Below are 26,092 nucleotides of genomic sequence, written 5' to 3' on the forward strand. Positions count from 1 at the left end.
AGGCCTCCAGGCCCGGCGGCGTTACGCGGGCCAGAGTGCCGAAGGCGCTGCAAATATGCAGTACGTGAAACGCCGTTTACAAGCCGAAACATCAGACCGGGTTGCCCGGCGACCTTCAGTGGTCTGGCGCGCCATGTGAGCGCGGGAGCTTTTCGATGATCAGGGTCTTCAATCACTATTTCCATGCATGGACGCTCCGGCGGATCATGTTCGACTTCGGCTTCGCGCTGCTCCTGTTGGTCGGGGTCGTTGCGGTGCAGGCCGGCAGTCTCAACCTGATGCTTCCCATGGCCGGGCCCCAGGTGGTCTCTCTGGCCGCGGGGTTGTTCGTCATCAACACGGCCTCGGGCCTGTACCAACTGTCGAGCAATCGTTCACTGGTCGAGTCATGTGTGCGCGCTGCGTTCGCATTGCTGCTGGCGTTGGTGTTCGCGCACCAGATGTTCCGCGTCATTCCCATTGAGTTTGCCGACCGCGAAGCCATCCGTCTGTCCGCCATGCTGGTGGTGAGCGTGGTCATCGTGCGGCGTGTCTTCGTCGGCCAGTGGTTGGGCCGCTCGAAGATGGGCTCGCGCGTGCTGATCTTTGGGGCGGGTCCTGCCGCTCAGTCGGTCGGCGCAACCCTCAAGGGTGTCGACCCGCACGCCAAGGTGGTCGGCTACCTGCCCGGCCCGAACGAGGTCCAGTCGGCAGTGCCCGAATCCGATCGGCTCACCGGATATGCATCCTTGAGCGAGACCGCTCGCAAGCTCGAAGTCGACGAGATCGTCGTCGCACTCACGGAACGGCGGGCGGGCAGCATGCCATTGCGCGAGTTGCTGGACTGCAAGCTCGCCGGAGTCAGAGTGTTCGACGTCACGACCTACTTCGAACGGATCCTCGGCCAGATCCGCATCGACTATGTCAATGCGGGGTGGTTGATCTTCGGCGACGGTTTCAACCAAGGTGTCTACCGCACCACAGTCAAGCGCGTTTTCGATATCGTTTGCTCATTGATCCTCATCCTGTTGGCGTCGCCAGTGATGCTGCTGGCAACGCTGGCCATCGTGCTCGAGAGCAAGGGACCCGTCTTCTACCGGCAGGAACGTGTTGGCCTGAACAGCCGCACATTCAAGGTCAACAAGTTTCGCAGCATGAGGACCGACGCCGAGAAAGACGGCAAGCCCGTATGGGCCGCAGCACAGGACAGCCGTGTCACCCGTGTCGGCCACATCATCCTCCTGTTCGGGATGGGAAGGAGTGGGACCACCTCGCTATGGTCATCAGGCTTAACTTGTTGCTCTTTCGATGAAGACATCGAAAGGGCCAATTCACAGAGTATCGAATCAGAGCTTTGATTGCGGCCAATACGGCACAACTTATTTGACGTGTTGTCAAAATTATAGGGTCAAGCCTCACGAGCAATTAGTACTGGTTAGCTTAACGCATTACTGCGCTTCCACACCCAGCCTATCAACGTCCTGGTCTTGAACGACTCTTCAGGGGGCTCAAGGCCCCGGCAAGACTCATCTTGAGACGAGTTTCCCGCTTAGATGCTTTCAGCGGTTATCTCTTCCGCACTTAGCTACTCGGCAATGCCACTGGCGTGACAACCGATACACCAGAGGTGCGTCCACTCCGGTCCTCTCGTACTAGGAGCAGGCTCTCTCAATCTTGCAGCGCCCACGGAAGATAGGGACCAAACTGTCTCACGACGTTTTAAACCCAGCTCACGTACCTCTTTAAATGGCGAACAGCCATACCCTTGGGACCGGCTACAGCCCCAGGATGAGATGAGCCGACATCGAGGTGCCAAACACCGCCGTCGATATGAACTCTTGGGCGGTATCAGCCTGTTATCCCCAGAGTACCTTTTATCCGTTGAGCGATGGCCCTTCCATACAGAACCACCGGATCACTTTGTCCTACTTTCGTACCTGCTCGACTTGTCAGTCTCGCAGTCAAGCACGCTTATGCCAATGCACTATGAGCACGATTTCCGACCGTGCCTAGCGTACCTTCGAACTCCTCCGTTACGCTTTGGGAGGAGACCGCCCCAGTCAAACTGCCTACCATACACTGTCCCCAACCCGGATTACGGGCCAAGGTTAGAACCTCAAACACACCAGGGTGGTATTTCAACGTTGGCTCCACCAGAACTAGCGTCCCGGCTTCAAAGCCTCCCACCTATCCTACACAGATCTGTTCAAAGTCCAATGTAAAGCTGCAGTAAAGGTTCATGGGGTCTTTCCGTCTTTCCGCGGGGAGATTGCATCATCACAAACATTTCAACTTCGCTGAGTCTCTGGAGGAGACAGTGTGGCCATCGTTACGCCATTCGTGCAGGTCGGAACTTACCCGACAAGGAATTTCGCTACCTTAGGACCGTTATAGTTACGGCCGCCGTTTACTGGGACTTCAATCAAGAGCTTGCACCCCATCATTTAATCTTCCAGCACCGGGCAGGCGTCACACCCTATACGTCGACTTTCGTCTTTGCAGAGTGCTGTGTTTTTATTAAACAGTCGCAGCCACCGATTCTTTGCAACCTCATTGGGCTCCCCTTGTACAGGTTCACCTACTAAAGGCACACCTTCTTCCGAAGTTACGGTGTCAATTTGCCGAGTTCCTTCTCCAGAGTTCTCTCAAGCGCCTTAGAATACTCATCTCGCGCACCAGTGTCGGTTTGCGGTACGGTCGTGTGCAGCTGAAGCTTAGTGGCTTTTCCTGGAAGCAGGGTATCACTCACTTCGGCGGCAAGCCGCCTCGTTATCACCCCTCATCTAAGCCCGGCGGATTTGCCTACCAGGCACGACTACAGGCTTGAACCGGGACATCCAACACCCGGCTGAGCTAACCTTCTCCGTCCCCACATCGCACTACACATCGGTACAGGAATATTGACCTGTTTCCCATCAGCTACGCATCTCTGCCTCGCCTTAGGGGCCGACTCACCCTACGCCGATGAACGTTGCGTAGGAAACCTTGCGCTTTCGGCGAGGGGGCTTTTCACCCCCTTTAACGCTACTCATGTCAGCATTCGCACTTCTGATACCTCCAGCAGACCTCACGATCCACCTTCACAGGCGTACAGAACGCTCTCCTACCACTTGCACTTGCGTGCAAATCCGCAGCTTCGGTAACTGGCTTAGCCCCGTTACATCTTCCGCGCAGGACGACTCGATCAGTGAGCTATTACGCTTTCTTTAAATGATGGCTGCTTCTAAGCCAACATCCTGACTGTTTTAGCCTTCCCACTTCGTTTCCCACTTAGCCAATTTTGGGGACCTTAGCTGGCGGTCTGGGTTGTTTCCCTCTTGAGTCCGGACGTTAGCACCCGGTGCTCTGTCTCCCAAGCTGTACTCATCGGTATTCGGAGTTTGCAATGGTTTGGTAAGTCGCCATGACCCCCTAGCCATAACAGTGCTCTACCCCCGATGGTAATACTTGAGGCACTACCTAAATAGTTTTCGGAGAGAACCAGCTATCTCCAGGTTTGTTTAGCCTTTCACCCCTATCCACAGCTCATCCGCTAGTTTTGCAACACTAGTCGGTTCGGACCTCCAGTGCGTGTTACCGCACCTTCATCCTGGCCATGGATAGATCACCTGGTTTCGGGTCTACACCCAGCGACTGAATCGCCCTATTCGGACTCGGTTTCCCTACGCCTTCCCTATTCGGTTAAGCTTGCCACTGAATGTAAGTCGCTGACCCATTATACAAAAGGTACGCCGTCACCCCTTGCGAGGCTCCGACTTTTTGTATGCATGCGGTTTCAGGATCTATTTCACTCCCCTCCCGGGGTTCTTTTCGCCTTTCCCTCACGGTACTTGTTCACTATCGGTCGATTACGAGTATTTAGCCTTGGAGGATGGTCCCCCCATATTCAGACAAGGTTTCACGTGCCCCGCCCTACTTGTTCCGCACCTAGTACCACTAAAGACTTTTTCCATACGGGACTATCACCCTCTTTGGTCGGACTTTCCATTCCGTTTTGATAAGTCGATAGCTATCTTGCGCAGGCTGTTCCGATTTCGCTCGCCACTACTTTCGGAATCTCGGTTGATGTCTGTTCCTCAAGGTACTGAGATGTTTCAGTTCCCCTGGTTCGCTTCGCACACCTATGTATTCAGTATGCGATACCCTTGCGGGTGGGTTTCCCCATTCGGAAATCTCCGGATCAAAGCTAATTTGCCAGCTCCCCGAAGCTTATCGCAGGCTATCACGTCCTTCGTCGCCTGTAATCGCCAAGGCATCCACCACATGCACTTAGTCACTTGACCCTATAATTTTGACGCCTTCTGACAAAGGCATCGTCAAGGACTGTCTCGATCTTGCGATCGATTGAGTATTTCGCGTTATGCCGTTTCAATCTCTTTCGAGTTGAAATTTGGTGACGCAATCAAAAAGTTATCGACGGCACGGTGCACCTAGTCCCTTTACGAACCAAGTGCTTTCCGTCGATAACGCTGATTCGACTCTATGAATTGTTAAAGAACAACAGCCAATATTTGCTAGGCTGACCAAAATATCCGAATAGATACTTTGGTCAACAAAAATTGAATTGGTGGAGGATGACGGGATCGAACCGACGACCCCCTGCTTGCAAAGCAGGTGCTCTCCCAGCTGAGCTAATCCCCCAACGAATGGGTGGTGGGTCTGGTTGGATTCGAACCAACGACCCCCGCCTTATCAAGACGGTGCTCTAACCAACTGAGCTACAGACCCGCGCATTCGTTACTGAAGCGCCAAGCCATCTGATTGCGAGCATCAAGCGATTTGGCAAGGCCAAACGCTTATCGACGCTCACCAAGCTCACGCTCCACAGCAAATTCTGTTGTCAACGACAGCCGATAAGTGTGAGCGCTAAAAATTGAGTGCGTTTTCCAGAAAGGAGGTGATCCAGCCGCACCTTCCGATACGGCTACCTTGTTACGACTTCACCCCAGTCACGAACCCTGCCGTGGTAATCGCCCTCCTTGCGGTTAGGCTAACTACTTCTGGCAGAACCCGCTCCCATGGTGTGACGGGCGGTGTGTACAAGACCCGGGAACGTATTCACCGCGGCAAGCTGATCCGCGATTACTAGCGATTCCGACTTCACGCAGTCGAGTTGCAGACTGCGATCCGGACTACGACCGGTTTTCTGGGATTGGCTCCCCCTCGCGGGTTGGCAGCCCTCTGTACCGGCCATTGTATGACGTGTGTAGCCCTACCCATAAGGGCCATGAGGACCTGACGTCATCCCCACCTTCCTCCGGTTTGTCACCGGCAGTCTCATTAGAGTGCCCTTTCGTAGCAACTAATGACAAGGGTTGCGCTCGTTGCGGGACTTAACCCAACATCTCACGACACGAGCTGACGACGGCCATGCAGCACCTGTGTCCTGGCTCTCTTTCGAGCACTCCCACATCTCTGCAGGATTCCAGGCATGTCAAGGGTAGGTAAGGTTTTTCGCGTTGCATCGAATTAAACCACATCATCCACCGCTTGTGCGGGTCCCCGTCAATTCCTTTGAGTTTCAACCTTGCGGCCGTACTCCCCAGGCGGTCAACTTCACGCGTTAGCTACGTTACTGAACAGCAAGCCGTCCAACAACCAGTTGACATCGTTTAGGGCGTGGACTACCAGGGTATCTAATCCTGTTTGCTCCCCACGCTTTCGTGCATGAGCGTCAGTACAGGCCCAGGGGATTGCCTTCGCCATCGGTGTTCCTCCGCATATCTACGCATTTCACTGCTACACGCGGAATTCCATCCCCCTCTGCCGTACTCCAGCCTTGCAGTCACAAGTGCAGTTCCCAGGTTAAGCCCGGGGATTTCACACCTGTCTTGCAAGACCGCCTGCGCACGCTTTACGCCCAGTAATTCCGATTAACGCTTGCACCCTACGTATTACCGCGGCTGCTGGCACGTAGTTAGCCGGTGCTTATTCTTCAGGTACCGTCATCCTCCCGAGGTATTAACTCAGAAGATTTCTTCCCTGACAAAAGCGGTTTACAACCCGAAGGCCTTCTTCCCGCACGCGGCATGGCTGGATCAGGCTTGCGCCCATTGTCCAAAATTCCCCACTGCTGCCTCCCGTAGGAGTCTGGGCCGTGTCTCAGTCCCAGTGTGGCTGGTCGTCCTCTCAGACCAGCTACAGATCGTCGGCTTGGTGAGCCTTTACCTCACCAACTACCTAATCTGATATCGGCCGCTCCAATAGCGCGAGGTCTTGCGATCCCCCGCTTTCACCCTCAGGTCGTATGCGGTATTAATCCGGCTTTCGCCGGGCTATCCCCCACTATTGGGCACGTTCCGATATATTACTCACCCGTTCGCCACTCGTCGCCAGGTTGCCCCGCGTTACCGTTCGACTTGCATGTGTAAGGCATGCCGCCAGCGTTCAATCTGAGCCAGGATCAAACTCTTCAGTTCGATCTTGAAAATTACTCAAAGAATTGAAGTGAACTTCACTTGCATGAAAATTCAATTCAGTGAGCGTTTAAAGTCCATGAGACCTGATGTCTTTCAACATCTGGCACTCGCCTTCTAACGCCCACGCTTATCGGCTGTTGATTTTTAAAGAGCTTCGTTCGCTGCAGTTAAGTTCGTGTGCAGCAAAGAGATGGGATTATGATCTGACTTTAAATCCCTGTCAAACACTCGGGATTTGAATCTTTTCCCGTCTGCCGCAAAACCGTCTTGACTGCCCTGCAGCGCAGCCCACGATTGTGGCACATCGAGATCTGCGCGTGCAAGCGCTTTTTGTGTTTCTGCGCGTCAGGACGCGCATTGCACGGGTCGCTGCTCACAGGGCACCTCCTGCGGGCTGCAACTTGCCGCTGTTGGGCAGTTCCCCAGGTCAACGATCCAACATCGCCCGCCAGCCCTGGGCCGGCTGTTCGCTGTCAAGGGCGGTTCCCAAGTTCTGCTCCAGGCGCGCCGCATCCGCCCTGAGGATGCGCTGCTTCACCGCAGGAAGTTGGGCGGGATGCATCGAAAAGCTCCTGAGCCCCATGGCCAAGAGGAGTTCTGTGAATTCGGTGTCACCGGCCATCTCGCCACAGACGCTGACCGGCTTTCCTGCGCTTCGACCGGCGGCGATGACGTCAGCTATGAGCCGGAGGACGGCAGGGTGCCAAGGATCGTAGAGGTGTGCCACCGCTTCATCGGCGCGGTCGATCGCCAGGGTGTACTGGATCAGATCGTTGGTGCCGATGGAGAAGAAGTCGAAATCCTTCAACAGCGCCGGCATCGTCAACGCAGCGGCCGGGATCTCGATCATGGCTCCGACTTCGACGTCGTTGAATGGCTGCCCCGTGTCGGTCAACTGCTGCTTTGCCCGAGTCAGTGCCTCGAGCGTCATGCGCACTTCGCTGCGATGGGCCACCATCGGAACGAGCAATCGCACCTTGCCGTAGGCGCTGGCTCGCAGGATCGCCCGCAGTTGCTGTCGAAACATGGCCGGCTCGGAGAGACTCCATCGAATGGCACGCAAGCCCAATGCGGGGTTGAGGGCATGCTCATGCTTGAGTTCATGCGCCGTGAGCCGATCCAGAGGCTTGTCCGCGCCGATGTCCACCGTTCGGATGGTCACTGGCAGCCCATTCATGGCCTCGACTGCGCGGCGATAGGCTTCGAACTGCTCGTCCTCATCGGGCAATTCGCCACCACGGTTCATGAACAGGAACTCGGTTCGAAAGAGGCCAACGCCCACGGCACCGGCGGCCAGCGCCGACGCGGAATCGCCCGGCAACTCGATGTTGGCCAAGAGCTCGACGGCCTGTCCGTCCAGCGTGACCGAGGGTCGATGACGGAGCCTGTCCAACCGGGCACGCTCCAACTCGCTCTGACGCTGGCGAAATCGGTACTCCTCCAGAACGATCGGCGAAGGATTGACCAGCACGACACCAGCATCACCGTCGATGATCAGCCAATCGTCCTGCCTGACCAATCTGCTGGCCTCACGGGCACCGACGACCGCAGGAATGTCCATGCTGCGGGCCACGATGGCCGTGTGCGATGTCTTGCCACCGACGTCAGTCACAAACCCGGTGAAGACACTGCCCTTGAACTGGAGCATGTCTGCCGGCGCGATGTCGTTGGCTACCAGTACGAGCGGATCCTCTCCACCAAAGTCGCGAGCGGCGCCGCCAGCGGCCAAGGGCGACGGCGGGCCGTCCTTGGCCAGCGCTCGCAGCATTCGCTCGGCAACCTGTTCGATGTCGGCCTTGCGCTCGCGCAGATACTCATCCTCCATCTCGTCGAACTGGCGCGCGAGAACTTCAGTCTGCGCGCTGAGCGCCCATTCGGCGTTGTAGTGCCGCGACTCGATCCAATGCTTGATGGCATCGGCGAGCGTTGCATCGTGCAGCAACATCAGGTGGACATCCAACAGCGCCGCCAACTCGTGGGGCGCCTCGGCGGGCAAGTCGCGCTTCAGGGCGGAAAGCTCCGCGGCCACGGTGTCCCGCGCATTGCGGATGCGGTCGATCTCGGCCTCGACCGTGCTGGGTTCGACGTAGTAGTGCGCGACATCGACGCGACTGGACGCCACGAGCACGGCACGCCCGATCGCCACGCCGCGCGACACCGGCAACCCAAACATCTGGATGCTCATGCGAGCCCCCCCCTAATCGATGCCTCCTGCCCCGGGGCCGCCGGGTCAGGTCACTGGCCACCCCAAGCAGGATATGGCAGACCTTGATTCGGCATTGCAGGCCAGCGCTACTGTCCTTCGCCGAACCGGTCTGCAATGAGAGCCCTGAGGGCTTCCATCGCCTGCTGCTCGTCCGGACCATCCGTCTCGATCTCGACCTCGGAACCCATGCCCGCAGCCAGCATCATCACGCCCATGATGCTCTTGGCGTTGATGCGCCGGCCGTTGCGCGCCATGTGAATCTCGCTCTGGAAGGTACCTGCCAACTTGGTGAGCTTGGCCGACGCCCTGGCGTGCAGCCCGAGCTTATTGCTGATGGTGATCGTGCTCTGGATCATGGACGGCGGATCTCTGAGATTGAAATTGGGGCCGAGTGATGGTGACATGCATGACACCCTGCTGCCCACCGGCAACGGTCAGTTCAGCCACACGGTCGAGCGGATCGGACAGATGGGCCACCGCCCGCCAGACAGCGGGGACATTGATGCCCGCGATCACACGCGTCGCGCTGCGCTCGCCCAGCCGACGAGCCGCATTGCAGGGTGTCGCGCCAAAAACGTCGGTCAGGATCAGCGCCTCGACGGGACCGACTGCGTCGAGGATGAGTTCACCCGCCGCAACGACATCGTCCTGCGACTGGCCAGGATCGACATCAACGACCCCGATGGCTCTCGCCGAGTCGGGATCGATGTGAGCTGCCACGGTCTTCAGAGCGCTGGCAAGCGGCGCATGGGCAATGATGAGCAGTCGTACCATGTCGGACCAATGCTGATCCGGGCATTATCACTGTCGTCACGGGGCCCAGGCGCGCATGTGCATGAAGGCAAAGGCCCCCACGATGGCCAGCAGCATCGTCGCAAACGAGGCGCGGTAGGCCTCCAGGGTGCTCCACCCTGCAAGCAAAAGCGCATCGATGACGAGCCCCAGGCCCCATTGCACGGCGAACACGCCAAAGAAGATCACCAAGTTGAACGCCGACAGCGCTCGACCCGCCAACTCCTTGGGAAAGGCCTGTGCAACCGCGGGTTGACTCAGTGAAACCACGCTTGTCGACACACACCAGACGGCCCACTCCAAGGCTCCGGCATCTGGCCCGCGCCAAAGGATGAACGCAAGGCAGAGCACGCCGGCCGGCCAGGCAACGGTCATGAGTCGTTCAGCCGACCATCCGGCGCGCAACAGGTGCGGCATCGCAAGCCCCCAGGCCAGAAAGGCCACCAACATGCTGGCGTTGACCACGAAGAGTCCTTCTGCCGCCTCGGCCGCCGTGCGATGGCCGACCTGCGTGAGCCATGGCCCGATCCACAGCGATTGCAGCGCGATCATGCCGCCATAGCTGAAGAAACCTGCCGGCGCGAGGCGGATGAAGGCCGGCGCAGAGAAGACCGCGCGATAGCCGGAACCTTGGAAGCGGCCAGGCGACATCCGACGCGGATCCGGCGGCACCACCCATGCGATGAGCAGCGCAGACAACATCAGCAGCACGGCAACCGCCACGAACAGGCCTCGCCAGCCCACCATCGGCAGCAGCCACCGCGTCGGCAGGGTCGATGCGAGCATGCCGAGCGAGCCGGTCATCAGCATCCAGGAGTTGGTGCGCAACTGCAAGACGGGATCGAATCGCACCCTGAAGAGCGTCAAGGGCGCCATGAGGCAGCCCGCGACACCGAGACCGATCACCAGACGAGCCATCAGAAGCTGTGTCATGGTGGTGGCCATCGAAAAGGCTGCGCAGCCGGCCACCGCCACCGTCAGCAACGTGATCAGCACCCGTTTGGGGCCCATTCGATCGAGCGCCTCGCCCAGAGGCAACTGCATGGCCGAGAAGCCCAGGAAATAGGCGCCGGCCAACAAGCCCAATTGACCGGCCCCCAGCCCGAGTTCGCGGCTGAACTCAGGCGCCAGGGTGGCCGTCACGGCACGCAGCAAGGCCGAAAAGAAGTAGGCCCACGCAAACACCAGGAAAACGGCTGCGGCGCGCCAGCCCACCAGGCGCATCGCCGATGCGTCGTCTGGTGGGACGGCATCGACGACGGCCCCGACGGGGGTCTCGGGCCCTGCGTCGGCACCTGGGTCCGATGCCCTCACGGCAGGACCTTGAGACTGGCGACGAAGGCGCTCGATTTCTCGGCGTCGAGGGCTGGCGCCAAGACGATCGCCTGGTAGACCCGCGTCCCGTGGGCGAACAGAACCAGGCGCTCCTGGGCAACTCGGCCATCGGGCAGACGGCCCGACAGGGTCTGCAGACGCGCAGCAGCATGGGGCGTCATGCCAGGCACGGCCGCAGGTTCGTCGGCATCGACGCGCGCCTGCAGATTGACTCGGGCCGCGCTGGCCATCGCCTCGAGCATCGGAACCACCCTGGCGGGGTCACCGGCCTCCAGCGAGCCAACCGAGTACGTCGCACCCGCATCACTGCAGGCCAACAGCGTCATCGCGACCCGCGTCCCGCCCAGCGGCACGTCGCGACTGAGGCTGCTTGGCTTGCAGGGCATGGCCACGGCCAGATGCAGACCCGGCGGCGTCATCTCTCGCCACTCGCCGGAAGGGGTGCATGCAGCGGCCGCGCCTGCAGCGATCAACGTCAGCATCGACGAGCGTTCGAACATCGTTCGGATTATCCGGGCCACGCATTGCCCCACCGGCACCCCCCCGTGCGCGGGGTCGACAGGACGTGCGCCGCACCGCAGCATCGTCTGTCCACTGATGCTCATAGGCACATGTCTCTCCTGCTGTCCGCCCCGGAATCCCAGCCCCCCACCGTCGATCCTGCCGTTCTCGCCGAGCCTCTGCTGGACCTGCGGCGCCTGGTGTCGGGGCTGTCGGCCGAGGTGGCGTTGCGCCTGACACGGGCGCTGGCCCATCTGGGCACGTTGGCGGATCAGGAACATTCGGACGGCCGGCTGATCCAGTCGTTGGGCGACGAGATCGATGGCGCCCGTCGCATCGGCATGCTGGGCCAGCAGATCGCCCGCCTGGCCAGTGGTCACGTGCGTCCCGAGACCGAGCACGTGGTGGTGAGCGACCTGTTGTCAGCGCAGCTGGACCAGCGCCGGCTGTCGCTGCGCAGTGGCGCGGCGCTTCACGCTTCCATTGCGCACACCTCGGCCCAAGGTGACGCCAGCCTGATCAGCGCGCTGCTGCATGCCGCCGTCGACTGGGCCGAGGAACTTGCCGAGTCGTCGATCGATCTGGTGCTGTCGCCGTCTGCTGCAGACCAGGGCCCCGAACTGTCGATGTCGTTCAACCTGGCCGCGCCGGTGTCGCCGCTGTCGACCGACACCCTGCAGTGGCATCTGCTCTACTTCACCGCCGAGGCGCTGGGCATCCGACCCCAGCGTCGCCGCCATGGCAACACGTTGTCGTTGTCGCTCCGACTGCCCCGGGCGGGCAACAGCCACTCGTTGCCGCGGGTCGACGACCCCATCGACGGCTGCCAAGTGCTGGTCGTGGCGCCTGAACGAGAGATCCGCAACAAGGTGCGGCTCGCCATCCGTGGGCTGGACCTGCTCGTGGACTACGTGGCGTCGGTCGACGCCGCCGCCCGGTACTGCCAGGACAGCCTGCCGGAGGCCGTGGTCTACGACGGCCGGCTCGACGGCCCTAGACTGAACGAACTGAGATCGTCGCTCGACGCCGATCGACGCCTGCCCTTCATCGAGATCTGCGGCCATGTCCGCGACAACGCCGCCGCGCAACACGAAGGCACCACCCACATCCATCTCGACGCGTTGATGGACCGCCTGCCCTCCACCCTGGCCACCGAACTGGCGCGCATGCGCTGATGCCGTGGGGCTGCCGACCGAGGCGGCCGCAGAGACGCTTCGCCCACGCTTGGGCAGCGCGTCGAAGAACGAACGGCGTAGACTGCTGCGCATGCATCCGCACACCTTGCCATGTCGCTGACCCGCCGCCATCTCGCCTTCGCCACGCTGGCCGGTGCGGCCGTCGGTGCAGGCTGGTTGTTGCTGGCTGGGGGTCAGCAGCGCAGCGCCGCACCGGACGTGGCCTACACGTTGCTCGACGGCAGCACGGTGAACACCGCGCAGCTCAAGGGCCGGGTGGTGCTGGTCAACTTCTGGGCCACCAGTTGCACCACCTGCGTGGCAGAGATGCCACAGATCGTCGCAACGCACCGAAAATTCGAGCCTCGTGGCTACACCACGGTGGCGGTGGCGATGAGCTACGACCCGCCGACCTTCGTGTCGGGCTTTGCCGAATCGCGCAAGCTGCCGTTCGGCGTGGCGATCGACAACACCGGCGTGATCGCCCAGCGCTTCGGCGACGTGAAGCTCACGCCAACGACGTTTCTCATCGACAAGCGTGGCCAGATCGTCAAGCGTTACGTGGGCGCCCCCGACTTCGCCGCGCTCGAAAAACTGGTCGAACAACTGCTGGCAGAGGCCTGAACCCGCGGCGCAACGTCGCGGCTTGGCACTGCCCCGGCAAACCTCTGGGCGTGCCCGCCCCGAGCATCACATGTCGACGCCGGCCCCTGCCGCCTGCTTGTCGGCGTGGTAGCTGGACCGCACCATGGCGCCAACAGCCGCCTGCGCGAAGCCCATCGCCTTGGCCTCGGCCTCGAACATCTTGAAGGTGTCGGGGTGCACGTAGCGGCGCACCGGCAGGTGGTGGCCCGACGGGGCCAGGTACTGGCCGATGGTGAGCATGTCGATGTCGTGGGCGCGCATGTCGCGCATCACCTCGAGGATCTCCTCGTCGGTCTCGCCCAGGCCCACCATCAGGCCGCTCTTGGTCGGCACGCCGGGGTGCAAATGCTTGAACTTCTTCAGCAGGTTGAGGCTGAACTGGTAATCGCTGCCGGGGCGCGCTTCCTTGTACAGCCGCGGCGCGGTCTCGAGGTTGTGGTTCATCACGTCGGGCGGGGCAGCCTTCAGGATTTCCAGCGCGCGGTCGTCGCGGCCACGGAAGTCGGGCGTGAGGATCTCGATGCGCGTGGACGGCGACAGCGCGCGCACCTGACGGATGCATTCGACGAAGTGGCCCGCGCCGCCGTCGCGCAGATCGTCGCGGTCTACGCTGGTGATGACGACGTACTTCAGCTTGAGCGCGGCGATGGTGCGCGCCATGTTGACCGGCTCGTCGGCGTCCAGCGGATCGGGGCGGCCATGGCCGACATCGCAGAACGGGCAGCGCCGCGTGCACTTGTCGCCCATGATCATGAAGGTGGCCGTGCCGTGGCCGAAGCACTCGCCGATGTTCGGGCAGGACGCCTCTTCGCACACCGTGTGCAGCTTGTGCTCGCGCAGGATCTGCTTGATCTCGTAGAACCGCGTCGTGGGCGAACCCGCCTTCACGCGGATCCAGTCGGGCTTCTTCAGGGTCTCGGCCGGGACGACCTTGATGGGGATGCGCGAGGTCTTGGCCTGGGCCTTCTGCTTGGCGCTGGCGTCGTAGGCTTCGGCGCCCGCGTCCTGGTGGACGACCTTGTCTGTGGCCATGATGGTGTGTGTCTTCAGCTCAAGGGCTCAGGTGGGCTGCCAGTCGATCACCCAACTGCCTCGCCACCGTCGTCCAATCCGTGGAAGCGCCGAGTTTAGCGAGGTCGACCGTCCGCAAGCCTGGATACCCACAGGGATTGATGCGCTCGAAGGGCGCCAGGTCCATGTCGACATTCAGTGCCACGCCGTGGTAGGTGCAGTGGTTGCTGATCTTCACCCCCAGCGCCGCGATCTTGGCCAACCCGCGGAATGGGTCATCGGCCGGTCGCGGGCCGGTGAGCGCGGCGTGGCCGAACGGGTCGTCGGTGCGCACGTAGATGCCCGGCGCGCCCGCCACCCGGTGCCCGGTGACGCCCTGCGCCTCCAGCACCTTGAGCACCGCATGCTCGAGCCGGTAGACGTACTCCTTGACGAAGATGCCCAGGCGCTTCAGGTCGATCAGCGGATAGGCCACCACCTGGCCGGGGCCGTGGTAGGTGACCTGCCCGCCGCGGTTGGTGGCCACCACCGGGATGTCGCCGGCACCCAGCAGGTGCTCGGCCTTGCCGGCCACGCCCTGGGTGAAGACGGGCTCGTGCTCGACGAGCCAGATCTCGTCCGGCGTGTCGGGTGTGCGCGCCGCGGTGAATTCGCGCATGGCATCGAAGGTGGCCGCATAGGGGCGCCGGCCGAGCACGATGACGCGCGGGCCCGCCAGGGGCAGGGTCATGCGCACTCGCCTGGGCCGCCAGCGCGCACGCTCAAAGCACCACCTTCACCATGGGGTGGGTGGACAGCGTGCGGTACAACTCGTCGAGTTGCTCGCGGCTGGTGGCACGGATGGTGAGCGTGAGGCCCAGGTAGCGCCCGCCGCTGCTGGGTCGCTGCTCGATGGTGGCCGCATCGAAGCCGGGGTCGAACTGCTGCGCGACCCTCGCGATCGCCTCGACGAAGCCCTCCACCCGCGCGCCCATCACCTTGATCGGGAAGTCGCTGGGGTACTCGATCAGCGACCGCTCTGGCGGGATCTCGGGCGGAAGGGTTGCCATGGCTGCCCCGGGGCGGCTCAGAGGCTGAGAGGAATTCGAGCGTGCCCGAGCGACGCCCCGAAACGTGCCCGATCTAGGCGCAAAGCCCAGCCATAGCTCGGGCTATGGCTAGCATTTGCAACGACGAGCGGGTGCGTTTGGGGGGGGTGAGCGGGCATGATCGAGAAACTCTCAGCCTCTCAGATCGCCTGTTCGGCCTTGGCCCGCTGGTAGGCCTCGTACAGGCGGCCATACACCGGGCCGGGCTTGCCGCGCAGCGCGCCGTGGCCCACGGGCTCGCCGTCGAGGCGCGTCACGGGCAGCACCTCCTTGGTGGCCGAGCTCAGCAGCACCTCGTCGGCAGCGTGCACGTCGGCCTCGGCGATGGGCCGCAGGTTGTAGGCGATGCCCACCTCCTCGCACAGTTCGGCGAACAGGTCGACGCGGATGCCGTCGAGCACATGCTCGCTCTTCGGCGGGCCGAGCAGCGCGCCCTCGTGCACCACCCAGACGTTGCTGCCCGACGCCTCGGTGAGCCAACCGTCGCGGAACATGATGGTTTCGGCCGCGCCGTGGTCGGCCGACATCTGCCGGGCCAGCACGTTGCCCAGCAGCGACACGCTCTTGATGTCGCCCCGCTCCCAGCGGAAATCGCGCGCGGTGACGCACGCCACCCCCTGATGGCGCTGCTCGGCCGACGGTGGCTTCATCGCGTTGGTCATCGCGAAGACCGTGGGCGTGATGCCCTCGGGCATGACGTGGTCACGCGGCGCCACGCCGCGCGTGACCTCGATGTAGACCAGTTGGTCTTCCGCCGGCTGGGCAGCGACGATTTCGCGCACCAGTTGCAGCCAGCCGTTGCGGTCGTGCGGGTTGGGGATGCGCACCTTGCTCAGCCCGCGCTGCATGCGCTGCATGTGCTCGTCGAAGCGGAACAGGCGCCGGCCGTACACCGGCACCACCTCGTAGATGCCGTCGCCGAAGATGAACCCGCGGTCGAGCACGGAGATCTTCGCATCGCGCAGCGGCAAAGTGGCCCCGTTCAAGTGGCAAAGGGTGTCGGGCAGGTTGACCATGGCAGTCGCCTTCGGAGTCAGGTCGACAAGCTTAGCCCACAGCGGGGCAACTTCACTTGATCCACAGCCGCACCGAATCCCAGAACCGGCCGAACAGCCCCGCCGGCTCCACGGCCTCGAGCACCACCAGCGGCACGCTGGTGATCGGGACGCCCGTGGGCCCGGAGACCTTCAAGGTGCCCACGCGCTGGCCCTTGGCCAGGGGCGCGACCAGCGGATCGGTGCGCTCGATGGTGGTCTGCAAGCGGGCAGCGTCGCCCTTGGGCACGGTGACGACCACGCCGCCCGGCGCACCCAGCTGGGCCACGGCGCCTTTGCCCTTCCACACCGGCACCGACGCGGCCGGCTTGCCGGGCTCGAACAGCCGCACCGCGTCCCAGGCGGCATAGCCCCAGTTCAACAGCTTCTGACTCTCGCTGGCGCGCGCCTCCCGAGAGGCGGTGCCCAGCACCACGCTGACCAGCCGACGCTTGCCGTTGGGGAAGTCGCGCTGGGCGCTGGCGATCAGGCAGTAGCCGGCGGCCTCGGTGTAGCCGGTCTTCATGCCATCGACGGTGGGGTCGCGACCGAGCAGCAGGTTGCGGTTGTCCTGGCGGATGTTGTTCCAGGTGTACTGCTTCATCGAGTAGTACGCGGCGTACTGCTCCGGGAAGTCTTCCAGCACGTGCGCGGCGATGATCGACAGGTCGCGTGCGCTGCTGTGGTGCCCGGGCTCGGTGAGGCCGGTCACGTTCTTGAACTGCGTGTTGGCCAGGCCCCAGGCCTGCGCCTGCCGGTTCATCATCGCGACGAACTGGTCCAGCGTACCGCCCACGGCCTCGGCCAGGGCCACCGCGGCGTCGTTGCCCGACACCGCGATCATGCCCTTGAGCAGGTCGTCGACCTTGGGTGTCATCGTGGTGTCGATGAACATCAGCGACCCACCGCCCTTGCGCTCGGACCAGGCCCGCACCGACACCGGCAGGGTTTGCTCCAGCGTGAACTTGCGCTGGCGCAGCGCGTCGAACACCAGCCAGGCGGTCATCAGCTTGGTCAATGACGCCGGGTCGACCCGCGCGTCGGCCTGTCGCTCGGCCAGCACCTGGCGGCTGCCTACGTCCAACAGAAGATAGGATTTCGCCGCCACCTCGGGCGGGGGCGTCACCTGGGACCAGGCCGACGACAACAGCGCGGCCCAAAGACTCATACAAAGGAACCAGAATTTCATCAGAGCATCACCGATGCCAGGCCTGCATGACCTGGCTCTTGAGCAGCGTGAGCTGCCCGTGGAAGAAATGGCCGACGCCCGGCAACACGATCACCGGCAGGGCCTGCGGCCGCGCCCAGTCGAAGGTGGCAGACAAGGGCACGACCTCATCGGCCTCGCCGTGCACCACCACCGTGTCGGGCGCGACGGCCGGCAGATCGAAGCGGCTGGTGGCCGGCCCAACCAGCACCAGGCGCTCGACCGGCGCGCTGGCTGCCAGCCGCGCCGCTGCATGCGCCGCCACGTAGCCACCGAACGAGAAGCCGCCCAGGGCCAGCGGCAGCCCGGGTTCACGCACCGCAGCCAGCACCGCCAGCGCATCGTCGATCTCGCCACGGCCTTCGTCCCAATGGCCCTGCGAGGCGCCGACACCGCGGAAATTGAACCGCACCGCCCGGTAGCCCATCTGCACGAAGGCTCGTGCCAACGTCTGCACCACCTTGTTGCCCATGGTGCCGCCATGCTGGGGGTGCGGGTGGCACAGCACCACCACGCCGCGCAACGCGGTCGACGGGTCGTCGGCCTCGGCCTCGATCGTGCCGGCCGGCCCGGGCACGCTGAGCGTGCGCGTCTCGCGGTTCATGGCCTGCGGTCAGCGCCCGACATCGGCCGGCAGGCGCAGCCGCTCGACGACCTCGCCGCGGCCCAGGTGGGCGTCGACGATCTCGTCGATGTCGGAGGTGTCGACGAAGGTGTACCAGACCGCCTCAGGGTAGACCACCGCCACGGGGCCGCCAGCGCAGCGGTCGAGGCAACCTGCCTTGTTGACGCGCACGCCGCCGGGCCCGGCCAAGCCGGCTGCCTTGACGCGCGACTTGCAGTGGTCGAAGGCCGCCTGGGCATCGTGGCGCGCGCAGCAGGCCTCGTCGCCAGCGCGCTGGTTCAGGCAGAAAAAGATGTGATGCCGGTAGTAGCTCATGGCCGGCAATTGTAGAGAGCGGCCCCGAGCCCTTCGTTACAGGGGGTGGCTCAACGCGAACGGCCCGGCGCAGCCAGCAGCCAGCCGATGGCGAGGTAAGGCCACAGCCATCCCACCCACTGCGCCAGGCCATGGAAGCGGATGAACCTGCCCTGCTCCCAGGCCTGCAGGCTCTGCGCGAAGTACGGGTCGGCCGGCGCCAGATGCACCAGCAGCACCAGGCCGGTCAGGGCGATCAGTGCCAGGCTGGAGGCCAGGCGTGGACCCACCCAGACCAGGGCCAGGCCCAAGCCGGTGGAGGTCACCAGCGCCGAGTCGACCGTCGGCGTTCGCCAGGCAAAGGCATGCTCGGGTCCGAAGTTCAAGGCCGTGGACAGCGTGGCCGCCGTGATGGCCACCGCCGGCACGCCCAGCCCCAGGATGGCCCGGCGCCAGCTCGGCGCGGACGCGGCGTAGGCCAGCAGGCAGGGCGCCAGAAGTCCCAGCACGGCGACCACCGTTTCCACGACCGCCGAAGCCGGCTCGAAGACCTCGGAGGTCTCGAGCCACAGCGTCAACGGCTGGGCCCACGACACACCGTCGAGACCGTCCAGCGCCAGCTCGCGCAACCGACCACCAACCTGACCCAGCCCGAACGGCAGGGGAGACGGAAAGAGCAGTCCGACCGGCCACAGCAGCAGCAAGGTCGTGGCGCCACTGCCGCCGCGCTGCAACCAGCGGTCGTGCAGCCAGCGCCAGCGCGTTGGCCAGCCCAGGGCGTCCAGGGCCACCGCCAACAAGGCGCCGAGCAGGCCTCCGCCAGTGTTGAGCAGCCAGTCGTGGGCCGACGGCACACGGCGCGGCACGAACTGCTGCAGCAACTCCATGCCATACGACAGCCCCGCCGCAGCCAGGGTGCCCACGACCAACGGCGCCCACCAAGGCCGCCGCGCACGCAGCGTCGCAAAACCCAGCAGCAACCCCAATGGCAGGTAGCCGAGCAGGTTGGACCACGCATCGAAGCCCGGCAGCCAACGCGGCCAGGGCAGGCGCAGCACATCGGTGAGCCCCGCGCCGGGCGGCAGGCGCCAGGCGGTGAAGGGATAGAGGCTGGCGTAAACGATCAACACCAGCCAGCACAAGGCCAGCAGCCCCGACAGGCTGCGCCGGTCGTGCACCAGGCCAGGCCTCACGGCTGGCGCGGTCGATCACACGAGGGCGGCCCGCGCATCGACGATTCAGAACGGCTTGACGACCGCCAACACCACGATCGCGATGAACAGCAGCACCGTGATCTCGTTGAACACGCGGTACCAGCGGTGGCTGCGACGATTGACCAGGCGCTCGAACTGGCGCAAGTGGGCGAGGCACACATGCTGGTAGCCGATGACGCCCAGGACGAGCACCAGCTTGGCGTGCATCCAGTACTGTCCGCGCCCGATGCCCAGGCCCAGCCACAACCACGCACCCAGCGCCAGTGCCACCACCATCAGGATGACGGCAAACTTGTACAGCTTGCGTGCCATCAGCAGCAGCCGCTCGCGTTCGGCGTGGCTGTCGGCCGGCACCATGGCCAGGTTGACGAAGATCCGCGGCAGGTAGAACAGACCGGCGAACCAGCTGGAGATGAAGACGATGTGGAACGCCTTGACCCAGAGATATGAATTAGCCATCGGCTTACGATAGCAGGACGCCAGGCCCGAGAAAAAGAACCCCAGCCGATGGGCTGGGGTCGCAAGCCTCAACGCTGTCATGGCGGCGAGGCACCTGCTCAGGGAGGAAAAGCAGGGGACGATCACCTTGCGGCTATCATCCAGTATCAATACTAGCATATTGATCTGATTTCTCGCAGGGCCTGCGGCTAGGAAAAACACCCATCGGCACCCACTCGAGTGCCCCCTGAACAGAGGACCGACACACCATGCAGACGCCTCCACCCTACCCTGCCAGCCGACCACGCCGCCTGCGGCGCGATGCCTTCACGCGCGAGCTCGTGCGCGAGCACCGACTGCACCCGTCGGACCTGATCTGGCCGGTGTTCGTGCTGGACGGACAGCAACGCACCGAAGACGTGGCCAGCATGCCCGGTGTGCGCCGACTGTCGATCGACATGCTGCTGCCGATGGCCGAGCAATGCGTGACGCTGGGCGTGCCGGTGATCGCGCTGTTCCCGGTGATCGATCCCTCGCTGAAGACGCCCGACGGCCGCGAGGCCACCAATCCCGACGGTCTGGTGCCGCGCACCGTGCGCGCGCTGAAGCAGCACTTCCCGCAACTGGGCGTGCTCACCGACGTGGCGCTCGACCCGTTCACCTCGCACGGCCAGGACGGCCTGCTCGACGAGAGCGGCTACATCCTGAACGACCCCACCGTCGAGGTGCTGCGCGCGCAGGCCCTGGTGCAGGCCGAGGCCGGCGTCGACATCGTTGCCCCCAGCGACATGATGGACGGCCGCATCGGCGCCATCCGCCAGGCGCTCGAGGCGGCAGGACACATCCACACCCGCATCATGGCCTACAGCGCCAAGTACGCGAGCGCCTTCTACGGCCCCTTCCGCGATGCCGTCGGCAGCGCCGCCAACCTCGGCAAGAGCGACAAGAAGGTCTACCAGATGGACCCGGGCAACAGCGACGAGGCGCTGCGCGAAGTGGCGCTGGACATCGCCGAGGGCGCCGACATGGTGATGGTCAAGCCCGGCATGCCCTACCTCGACATCGTGCGCCGCGTGAAGGACGAGTTCCGCGTGCCCACCTTCGCCTACCAGGTGAGCGGCGAGTACGCCATGCTCGAGGCCGCCGCCGCCAATGGCTGGCTGAACCACGACGCGGTGATGATGGAAGCGCTGCTGGCCTTCAAGCGTGCCGGCGCCGACGGCATCCTGACCTACCACGCGCTGCAAGCGGCGCGCCTGTTGAAGCAGGGCTGACCCGCAGCATCCCCTGCGCCTCGGTGCGCCGGGGCGGTCAGGCTCCGTACGGGTCGTGCAGGCCCAGGGCCAGCAGCACGGCGGTCTCGCGCGACTCCATCACGGCGGCATCGCCTTCGTCCTCGTGGTCGTGCCCCTGCGCGTGCAATGCGCCATGCACCAGCAGGTGGGCGTAGTGGTCAGCCACCGCCAGGCCGAGTTCCTTGGCTTCGCGCTCGACCACCGGCGCACAGAGCACCAGGTCGGCGATCACCGCCGGCGCATGCTGGTAGTCGAAGGTCAGCACGTTGGTCGCGTAGTCCCTTCCGCGAAACTCGCGGTTCAGCGTGCGGCCTTCCTCTTCACCGACGATGCGCACCGTCAACTCGGCCGGGCAGTCCAGCGCCGAACGCAGCCATCGGGCCACACGGTGGCGCGGCAGCAGGGCACGGTGCGAGGCCTCGGCGAACTGCAGCGACAACTGCAACGCAGGGCGGCCCGGCGCGCTCAAGGCGGCACCTTCCCGGCGGCCTCGTAGGCCTCGACGATGCGGGCCACCAGCGGGTGGCGCACCACATCGGCCGAGGTGAAGCGGCTGATGGCGATGCCGCGCACCTCGCGCAGCACCTGCTCCGCATCGATCAGGCCGCTGGCACTGCCGCGAGGCAAGTCGACCTGGCTCACGTCGCCGGTGACCACGGCGCGCGAGCCGAAGCCGATGCGGGTGAGGAACATCTTCATCTGCTCGGGCGTGGTGTTCTGCGCCTCGTCGAGGATGACGAACGAATGGTTGAGCGTGCGGCCGCGCATGAAGGCCAGCGGCGCGATCTCGAGCGCGCCCTTCTCGAACGCCGTGGTGACGCGGTCGTAGCCCATCAGGTCGTACAGCGCATCGTAGAGCGGTCGCAGGTAGGGATCGACCTTCTGCGCCAGGTCGCCGGGCAGGAAGCCCAGGCGCTCGCCGGCCTCCACCGCCGGACGAGTGAGCACGATGCGCTGCACGCCGCTGCGCTCGAGCGCATCGACCGCGCAGGCCACCGCGAGGAAGGTCTTGCCGGTGCCGGCCGGGCCGATGCCGAAGGTGATGTCGTGCGACAGGATGTTCTGCAGGTACTGCACCTGGTTGGGCGTGCGGCCGCGCAGGTCGGACCGGCGCGTGTGCAGCACGATGTCGCCACCGGGCACCGGTCCGGCTGGCGCCGCGGCCACCGGAGCGGCTGCCGCGAGGGCCTCGACCAGCAGCAACTGCAGGTGATCGGCACGCACCGGCCGGCGGGCCTTGGCGTACAGCGCCTGCAGCACCTCGAGCGCACGGCGGGCGCCAGTGGCCGGCCCGTCGATGCGGAAGTCGGCCTCGCGGCGGACGATGCGCACGCCCAGCGACGCCTCGATGGCCCGCAGATGTTCGTCGAGCGACCCGCACAGATGGGACAGCCGCAGGTTGTCGACAGGTTCGAAACGGTGTTTCAGGGTCACGGGGCAGTGCTCGGCGCCGAGGCGGCGTTCAGCAAATGGATCGACAAGTCGTGGATTCTCCAACGTTCCCGCTGCCAGCACGCACTGCAGAATCCTCGGCCATGGTCTGTCCGACTCCCCATGCCGGTTCGGCGCACGCGCCAGCCGCCCGAAACGGCGCCTGGTCCACGGCGGCGGCGCTGTGCCTGGCGTTCTGGCTGTTCGCATCCGGAGGCGCCTTCGCGGCCATGGCGCAGGCCACGCTGGACCGCGCGCTGGCCCTGGCACCCGCCGCCGGCACCGCCCCCGACTGGACGCGCGCCCGAGAGGTCCGACTGCCGCACGAGTGGAGCGACGACTGGCCGGGGGCTGGCGCCATGGCCGCCTACCGCGTGTCGTTCGACGCGGCGAACATCGGCGGGGCCCTGCTGGGGCTCTACCTCGAACGCGTCTGCAGCACGGCGATGGTGTATGTCAACGGCGAGCTGATCCACCATGGCGGTCGCATGACCGAGCCGGTGACCACCCGCTGCCATCAGCCGCAGTTGGTGGCGATCCCGGCGGCCATGCTGCGCCCGAAGGGCAACCTGCTCGACCTGACCGTGCGCGGGCATGCGCCGGGCGAGGTGGGGTCGAGCCTCGGCGCGGGCGGCCTGTCGACGATGCGGCTGGGCAGCTACGAGGACCTGGCGCGCGCGCACGCCTGGCGCATGGCCCTGGCCGTGCACCTGCCCCAGGTGGCCAGTGGCACGCTGGTGCTGATGGGCGGGTTCATGTTCCTGCTGGGCTGGTTCCACCGCAAGCAGAGCTACCTGGCGTACTTCGGTGCGCTGATGATCGGCTGGGCGCTCTTCCTCGCGCCGGCCTGGGTCACCGACCTGCCCTGGCCGAACCGCCGGACCGAACTGCTGCTGGTGATGCTGGCCGGGCTGGTCGCGCTGTCGGCGGTGCAGTTCCTGATGCGCTATGCAGGCGTGCGCCTGCGCCTGCTCGACCTCGGGCTGCCGGCGCAGTGCGCCGTGATGGCGGCCAGCCTGCTGGCCGCCCCCCCCGCTGCGTTGCACCTGGTGTCATCGGTGTGGTTCGTGGTGCTGTCCCTCGAAGTGACGGCCGCTGCGGTGTTCTACCTGGTGCAGATCCGCAGACGGCACGCCGCGCAGCTGTGGCTGATGGGGCCGTTGCTCACCCTGGTCGGCCTGTCGCTGGCCGTGGAACTGCTGGCCCGCCAGGCCCAGTTCGATGTTCGGATCGGCCAGGTGGCGCAGCTGGTGCCGGCCCTGGTGCTGGTGGTGCTGGGCTTGCGGCTGGTGCAGCAGTACGGCCGTGCGCTGCAGTCGGCCGAGCAGGGCCGTGCCGAGCTGGAGGTGCGCATCCGCGAGGCCACGGCACAGATCGAGCGCAACTTCTCGCAGCTGGCCGAGCTGAAGGTCGAACAGGTCACCGAGCGCGAACGCAAGCGCATTGCCGCCGACCTGCACGACGACCTCGGCGCCAAGCTGCTGACGATCGTGCATACCAGCGAAAGCGAGCGCATCTCAACCCTGGCCCGCGAGGCGCTGGAAGAGATGCGCCTGTCGGTGCGCGGCCTCACCGGCAAGCCGGTGCGACTGGCCGATGCGCTGGGCGACTGGCGCGCCGAGGTGGTGTCGCGGCTGGCCCAGGCCGGTGTCGAAGCCGAATGGCAGGCGCCCTCGGACGAGGACGTGCCACAGACCCTGTCGGCGCGCGCGTTCGTGCAAACCACACGGATCCTGCGCGAAGCCGTGAGCAACATCATCAAGCACAGCGGTGCCACGCGCTGTTCGGTGCGCTGCACCATCGCCGAGGGCGACTTCCAGCTGGTCATCCAGGACAACGGCAACGGCATCCCGGTGGAGCTCGACGGTCGCCTGGACAAGGGCCACGGCATGGCCAGCATGAAGGGCCGCGCCAAGCAATTGCAGGGGCAGTGCCTCGTCGAATCGGGCCCCGGCTATGGAACCGTGATACGCCTCACGTTGCCCCTCGATCGGCATGTCACGACGACCTGAGCCGCTGCTACGATCGAACGACCCTGCACCTCTGCCCACGTCATGAACAACATCCTGCTCCTCGAAGACCTGCCAGAGATCCGCGCCTGGCTGAAGGCCCTGGTGATGCAGGTGTTCCCCACGGCACGCATCACCGAGTGTTCCCGCGTACATGACGCGTTGGCACAGGTGTCCTCGGGGCTGAAGTTCGAGCTCGCGCTGATCGACCTCGGCCTGCCCGATGGCTCGGGCACCGATGTGGTGGCGGCCCTGCGCGATGCGCAGCCCGACGCGCAGTCGGTGGTGGTCACCATCCACGACGACGACGAGCACCTGTTCCCTGCGCTGCAGGCCGGCGCCTACGGCTACATCCTGAAAGAGCAGTCGCGCGAGCTCATCACCGAGCAGCTCACACGCATCAGCTCTGGCGAGCCACCGCTGTCGCCGTCGATCGCGCGCAAGGTGATCAAGTACTTCGCGTCGCAGCCGCAGCCGGTGGCATCCAACATGCCCGAGGTGTCGCTCACCGAACGCGAGAGCGAAGTGCTGCTGCGCGTGGCCAAGGGCTTCACGCTGCCCGAGATCGGCGTGCAGCTGAGCCTGTCGCGCCACACCATCGCCGACTACGTCAAGCAGATCTACCGCAAGCTCAACGTGAGCTCGCGCGCCGAGGCGGCGCTCGAGGCGCAGCGGCTGGGCCTGTTCCGCCGCTGAGCCCCTCCCGAGGTCGGCCGACAACGCCGGCCCGGCTCGACGAACGAGCCCGGCAGCGCGGCCACGCGTCCCGCCGCGACACCGACCGGCGCCGGGGCCGATAATCCCGGCCCATGATCGGACGGCTCACTGGCGTCATCGCGGAAAAGTCGCCCCCGCACGTGCTCATCGACGTGCAGGGCGTCGGCTACGAGCTGGACGTGCCGATGAGCAGCTTCTACCACCTGCCGGGCCTCGGCGAGCGTGCCACGCTGCTCACCCATTTCGTGGTGCGCGAAGACGCGCAGCAACTGTTCGGCTTCCTCACCGCCGCCGAGCGATCGGCCTTCCGCCAGCTGATCCGCATCTCGGGCGTCGGCCCTCGCACCGCGCTGTCCATCCTGTCGGGCCTGTCGGTGACCGAGCTCACCCAGGCCATCGCCCAGCAGCAGGCGGGCCGGCTGGTCAAGGTGCCCGGCATCGGCAAGAAGACGGCCGAGCGGCTGTTGCTCGAACTGAAGGGCAAGCTGGGACCCGACCTGGGCACCGCCGGCGCCGCCGTGGCCAACGATGCGCAGGCCGACATCGTGCAGGCCCTGGTGGCCCTGGGCTACAACGACCGCGAGGCCGCGCTGGCGCTGAAGGCCCTGCCGCCGGACGTCGGCGTGAGCGACGGCATCAAGCTGGCGTTGAAATCGCTGTCGAGATAGGCGCGCCGG

The 26,092-nt window shown here is 64.5% G+C and carries 23 protein-coding genes, 2 tRNA genes and 2 rRNA genes; 7 read left to right on the forward strand and 20 right to left on the reverse strand.

Annotated features, from left to right (window positions below; translation table 11 throughout):
* Positions 1–155: 155 nt before the first annotated feature.
* The gene (locus EOINJALH_RS20350) at positions 156–1,337 is read left to right on the forward strand and encodes a sugar transferase (RefSeq protein WP_088283422.1); all 1,182 of its coding nucleotides are present in this window, start codon (positions 156–158) and stop codon (positions 1,335–1,337) included.
* 46 nt (positions 1,338–1,383) lie between these two features.
* On the opposite strand, the gene EOINJALH_RS20355 is transcribed toward EOINJALH_RS20350, so the two are convergent.
* The 9 genes from EOINJALH_RS20355 to EOINJALH_RS20395 all read right to left on the reverse strand — a co-directional run bounded on the left by EOINJALH_RS20355 (position 1,384) and on the right by EOINJALH_RS20395 (position 11,231).
* Positions 1,384–4,262 (reverse strand): 23S ribosomal RNA (locus EOINJALH_RS20355).
* A 282-nt stretch (positions 4,263–4,544) separates the two neighbouring features.
* Positions 4,545–4,620 (reverse strand) — tRNA-Ala (locus EOINJALH_RS20360).
* Positions 4,621–4,630: 10 nt separating this feature from the next.
* Positions 4,631–4,707 (reverse strand) — tRNA-Ile (locus tag EOINJALH_RS20365).
* Positions 4,708–4,869: 162 nt separating this feature from the next.
* Positions 4,870–6,398 (reverse strand): 16S ribosomal RNA (locus EOINJALH_RS20370).
* The 16S and 23S rRNA genes sit together here with 2 tRNA genes alongside, the layout of an rRNA operon.
* 427 nt (positions 6,399–6,825) lie before the next feature.
* Complete coding sequence (ptsP, locus tag EOINJALH_RS20375; RefSeq protein ID WP_088283424.1) at positions 6,826–8,583, reverse strand: phosphoenolpyruvate--protein phosphotransferase; 1,758 nt, start codon at positions 8,581–8,583, stop codon at positions 6,826–6,828.
* Positions 8,584–8,690: 107 nt separating this feature from the next.
* Positions 8,691–8,960 (reverse strand): HPr family phosphocarrier protein, encoded by a 270-nt coding sequence (locus EOINJALH_RS20380; RefSeq protein ID WP_088283426.1) that lies wholly within the window; start codon positions 8,958–8,960, stop codon positions 8,691–8,693.
* A complete protein-coding gene (locus tag EOINJALH_RS20385) occupies positions 8,929–9,378 on the reverse strand; it encodes a PTS sugar transporter subunit IIA (RefSeq protein WP_088283428.1) in 450 nt (149 codons plus the stop codon). The genes EOINJALH_RS20380 and EOINJALH_RS20385 overlap by 32 nt, the downstream gene beginning before the upstream one ends.
* 36 nt (positions 9,379–9,414) lie before the next feature.
* Entirely contained in the window at positions 9,415–10,620 is a 1,206-nt protein-coding gene (locus EOINJALH_RS20390; RefSeq protein WP_088283430.1) for an MFS transporter, read from the reverse strand.
* Between the two features lie 86 nt (positions 10,621–10,706).
* Positions 10,707–11,231: a hypothetical protein gene (locus EOINJALH_RS20395; protein WP_088283432.1), complete on the reverse strand. Its 525-nt coding sequence runs from the start codon at positions 11,229–11,231 to the stop codon at positions 10,707–10,709.
* 111 nt (positions 11,232–11,342) lie between these two features.
* On the opposite strand from EOINJALH_RS20395, the gene EOINJALH_RS20400 reads away from it, so the two are divergent.
* Both EOINJALH_RS20400 and EOINJALH_RS20405 read left to right on the forward strand, forming a co-directional pair.
* Positions 11,343–12,407 carry a hypothetical protein gene (locus EOINJALH_RS20400; RefSeq protein ID WP_088283434.1) on the forward strand — a complete coding sequence of 355 codons (1,065 nt, stop codon included), beginning with the start codon at positions 11,343–11,345 and terminating at the stop codon, positions 12,405–12,407.
* A gap of 111 nt (positions 12,408–12,518) precedes the next feature.
* The gene (locus EOINJALH_RS20405; protein ID WP_088283436.1) at positions 12,519–13,031 is read left to right on the forward strand and encodes a TlpA disulfide reductase family protein; all 513 of its coding nucleotides are present in this window, start codon (positions 12,519–12,521) and stop codon (positions 13,029–13,031) included.
* A 66-nt stretch (positions 13,032–13,097) separates the two neighbouring features.
* Here EOINJALH_RS20405 and lipA read toward each other — a convergent pair whose 3' ends face one another.
* From lipA to EOINJALH_RS20450, 9 genes are all read right to left on the reverse strand, one after another.
* Positions 13,098–14,084: a lipoyl synthase gene (gene lipA / locus EOINJALH_RS20410; RefSeq protein WP_088283438.1), complete on the reverse strand. Its 987-nt coding sequence runs from the start codon at positions 14,082–14,084 to the stop codon at positions 13,098–13,100.
* A 19-nt stretch (positions 14,085–14,103) separates the two neighbouring features.
* Positions 14,104–14,793, reverse strand: a complete 690-nt coding sequence (lipB, locus tag EOINJALH_RS20415; RefSeq protein WP_088283439.1) for a lipoyl(octanoyl) transferase LipB — start codon at positions 14,791–14,793, stop codon at positions 14,104–14,106.
* A 31-nt stretch (positions 14,794–14,824) separates the two neighbouring features.
* Positions 14,825–15,112 (reverse strand): DUF493 family protein, encoded by a 288-nt coding sequence (locus EOINJALH_RS20420; protein WP_088283441.1) that lies wholly within the window; start codon positions 15,110–15,112, stop codon positions 14,825–14,827.
* A 179-nt stretch (positions 15,113–15,291) separates the two neighbouring features.
* On the reverse strand, positions 15,292–16,167 hold the full coding sequence (locus EOINJALH_RS20425; protein ID WP_088283443.1) for a D-amino acid aminotransferase: 876 nt from the start codon (positions 16,165–16,167) through the stop codon (positions 15,292–15,294).
* A 52-nt stretch (positions 16,168–16,219) separates the two neighbouring features.
* A complete protein-coding gene (locus tag EOINJALH_RS20430) occupies positions 16,220–17,374 on the reverse strand; it encodes a D-alanyl-D-alanine carboxypeptidase family protein (RefSeq protein WP_088283445.1) in 1,155 nt (384 codons plus the stop codon).
* Between the two features lie 7 nt (positions 17,375–17,381).
* Positions 17,382–17,996, reverse strand: a complete 615-nt coding sequence (locus EOINJALH_RS20435; protein WP_088283447.1) for an alpha/beta hydrolase — start codon at positions 17,994–17,996, stop codon at positions 17,382–17,384.
* Between the two features lie 9 nt (positions 17,997–18,005).
* Positions 18,006–18,332 carry a ferredoxin gene (locus EOINJALH_RS20440; RefSeq protein ID WP_088283449.1) on the reverse strand — a complete coding sequence of 109 codons (327 nt, stop codon included), beginning with the start codon at positions 18,330–18,332 and terminating at the stop codon, positions 18,006–18,008.
* Between the two features lie 50 nt (positions 18,333–18,382).
* Positions 18,383–19,504 (reverse strand): VanZ family protein, encoded by a 1,122-nt coding sequence (locus EOINJALH_RS20445; protein WP_234413956.1) that lies wholly within the window; start codon positions 19,502–19,504, stop codon positions 18,383–18,385.
* A gap of 45 nt (positions 19,505–19,549) precedes the next feature.
* Positions 19,550–19,984, reverse strand: coding sequence for a CopD family protein (locus EOINJALH_RS20450; RefSeq protein WP_088283451.1), 435 nt, complete (start codon positions 19,982–19,984; stop codon positions 19,550–19,552).
* Positions 19,985–20,232: 248 nt separating this feature from the next.
* On the opposite strand from EOINJALH_RS20450, the gene hemB reads away from it, so the two are divergent.
* Positions 20,233–21,237 (forward strand): porphobilinogen synthase, encoded by a 1,005-nt coding sequence (gene hemB / locus EOINJALH_RS20455; protein WP_088283453.1) that lies wholly within the window; start codon positions 20,233–20,235, stop codon positions 21,235–21,237.
* Positions 21,238–21,274: 37 nt separating this feature from the next.
* Here the strand turns inward: hemB and ybeY are convergent, their stop codons facing one another.
* Together ybeY and EOINJALH_RS20465 are read right to left on the reverse strand one after the other, a co-directional pair.
* Positions 21,275–21,727 carry an rRNA maturation RNase YbeY gene (gene ybeY / locus EOINJALH_RS20460; RefSeq protein WP_088283455.1) on the reverse strand — a complete coding sequence of 151 codons (453 nt, stop codon included), beginning with the start codon at positions 21,725–21,727 and terminating at the stop codon, positions 21,275–21,277.
* Positions 21,724–22,692: a PhoH family protein gene (locus tag EOINJALH_RS20465; protein ID WP_234413957.1), complete on the reverse strand. Its 969-nt coding sequence runs from the start codon at positions 22,690–22,692 to the stop codon at positions 21,724–21,726. Before EOINJALH_RS20465 ends, ybeY begins: the two co-directional genes overlap by 4 nt.
* Before the next feature lie 101 nt (positions 22,693–22,793).
* Between EOINJALH_RS20465 and EOINJALH_RS33350 the strand changes: the two genes are divergently transcribed.
* From EOINJALH_RS33350 to ruvA, 3 genes are all read left to right on the forward strand, one after another.
* Positions 22,794–24,701 carry an ATP-binding protein gene (locus EOINJALH_RS33350; RefSeq protein WP_310732324.1) on the forward strand — a complete coding sequence of 636 codons (1,908 nt, stop codon included), beginning with the start codon at positions 22,794–22,796 and terminating at the stop codon, positions 24,699–24,701.
* 42 nt (positions 24,702–24,743) lie between these two features.
* Positions 24,744–25,394 (forward strand): response regulator transcription factor, encoded by a 651-nt coding sequence (locus EOINJALH_RS20475; protein WP_088283461.1) that lies wholly within the window; start codon positions 24,744–24,746, stop codon positions 25,392–25,394.
* 113 nt (positions 25,395–25,507) lie between these two features.
* The gene (gene ruvA / locus EOINJALH_RS20480) at positions 25,508–26,083 is read left to right on the forward strand and encodes a Holliday junction branch migration protein RuvA (RefSeq protein WP_088283463.1); all 576 of its coding nucleotides are present in this window, start codon (positions 25,508–25,510) and stop codon (positions 26,081–26,083) included.
* Positions 26,084–26,092 lie beyond the last annotated feature (9 nt).

Origin of the sequence: Ideonella sp. A 288 (genome assembly GCF_002198735.1) — a bacterium.
GTDB lineage: Bacteria > Pseudomonadota > Gammaproteobacteria > Burkholderiales > Burkholderiaceae_C > Pseudaquabacterium.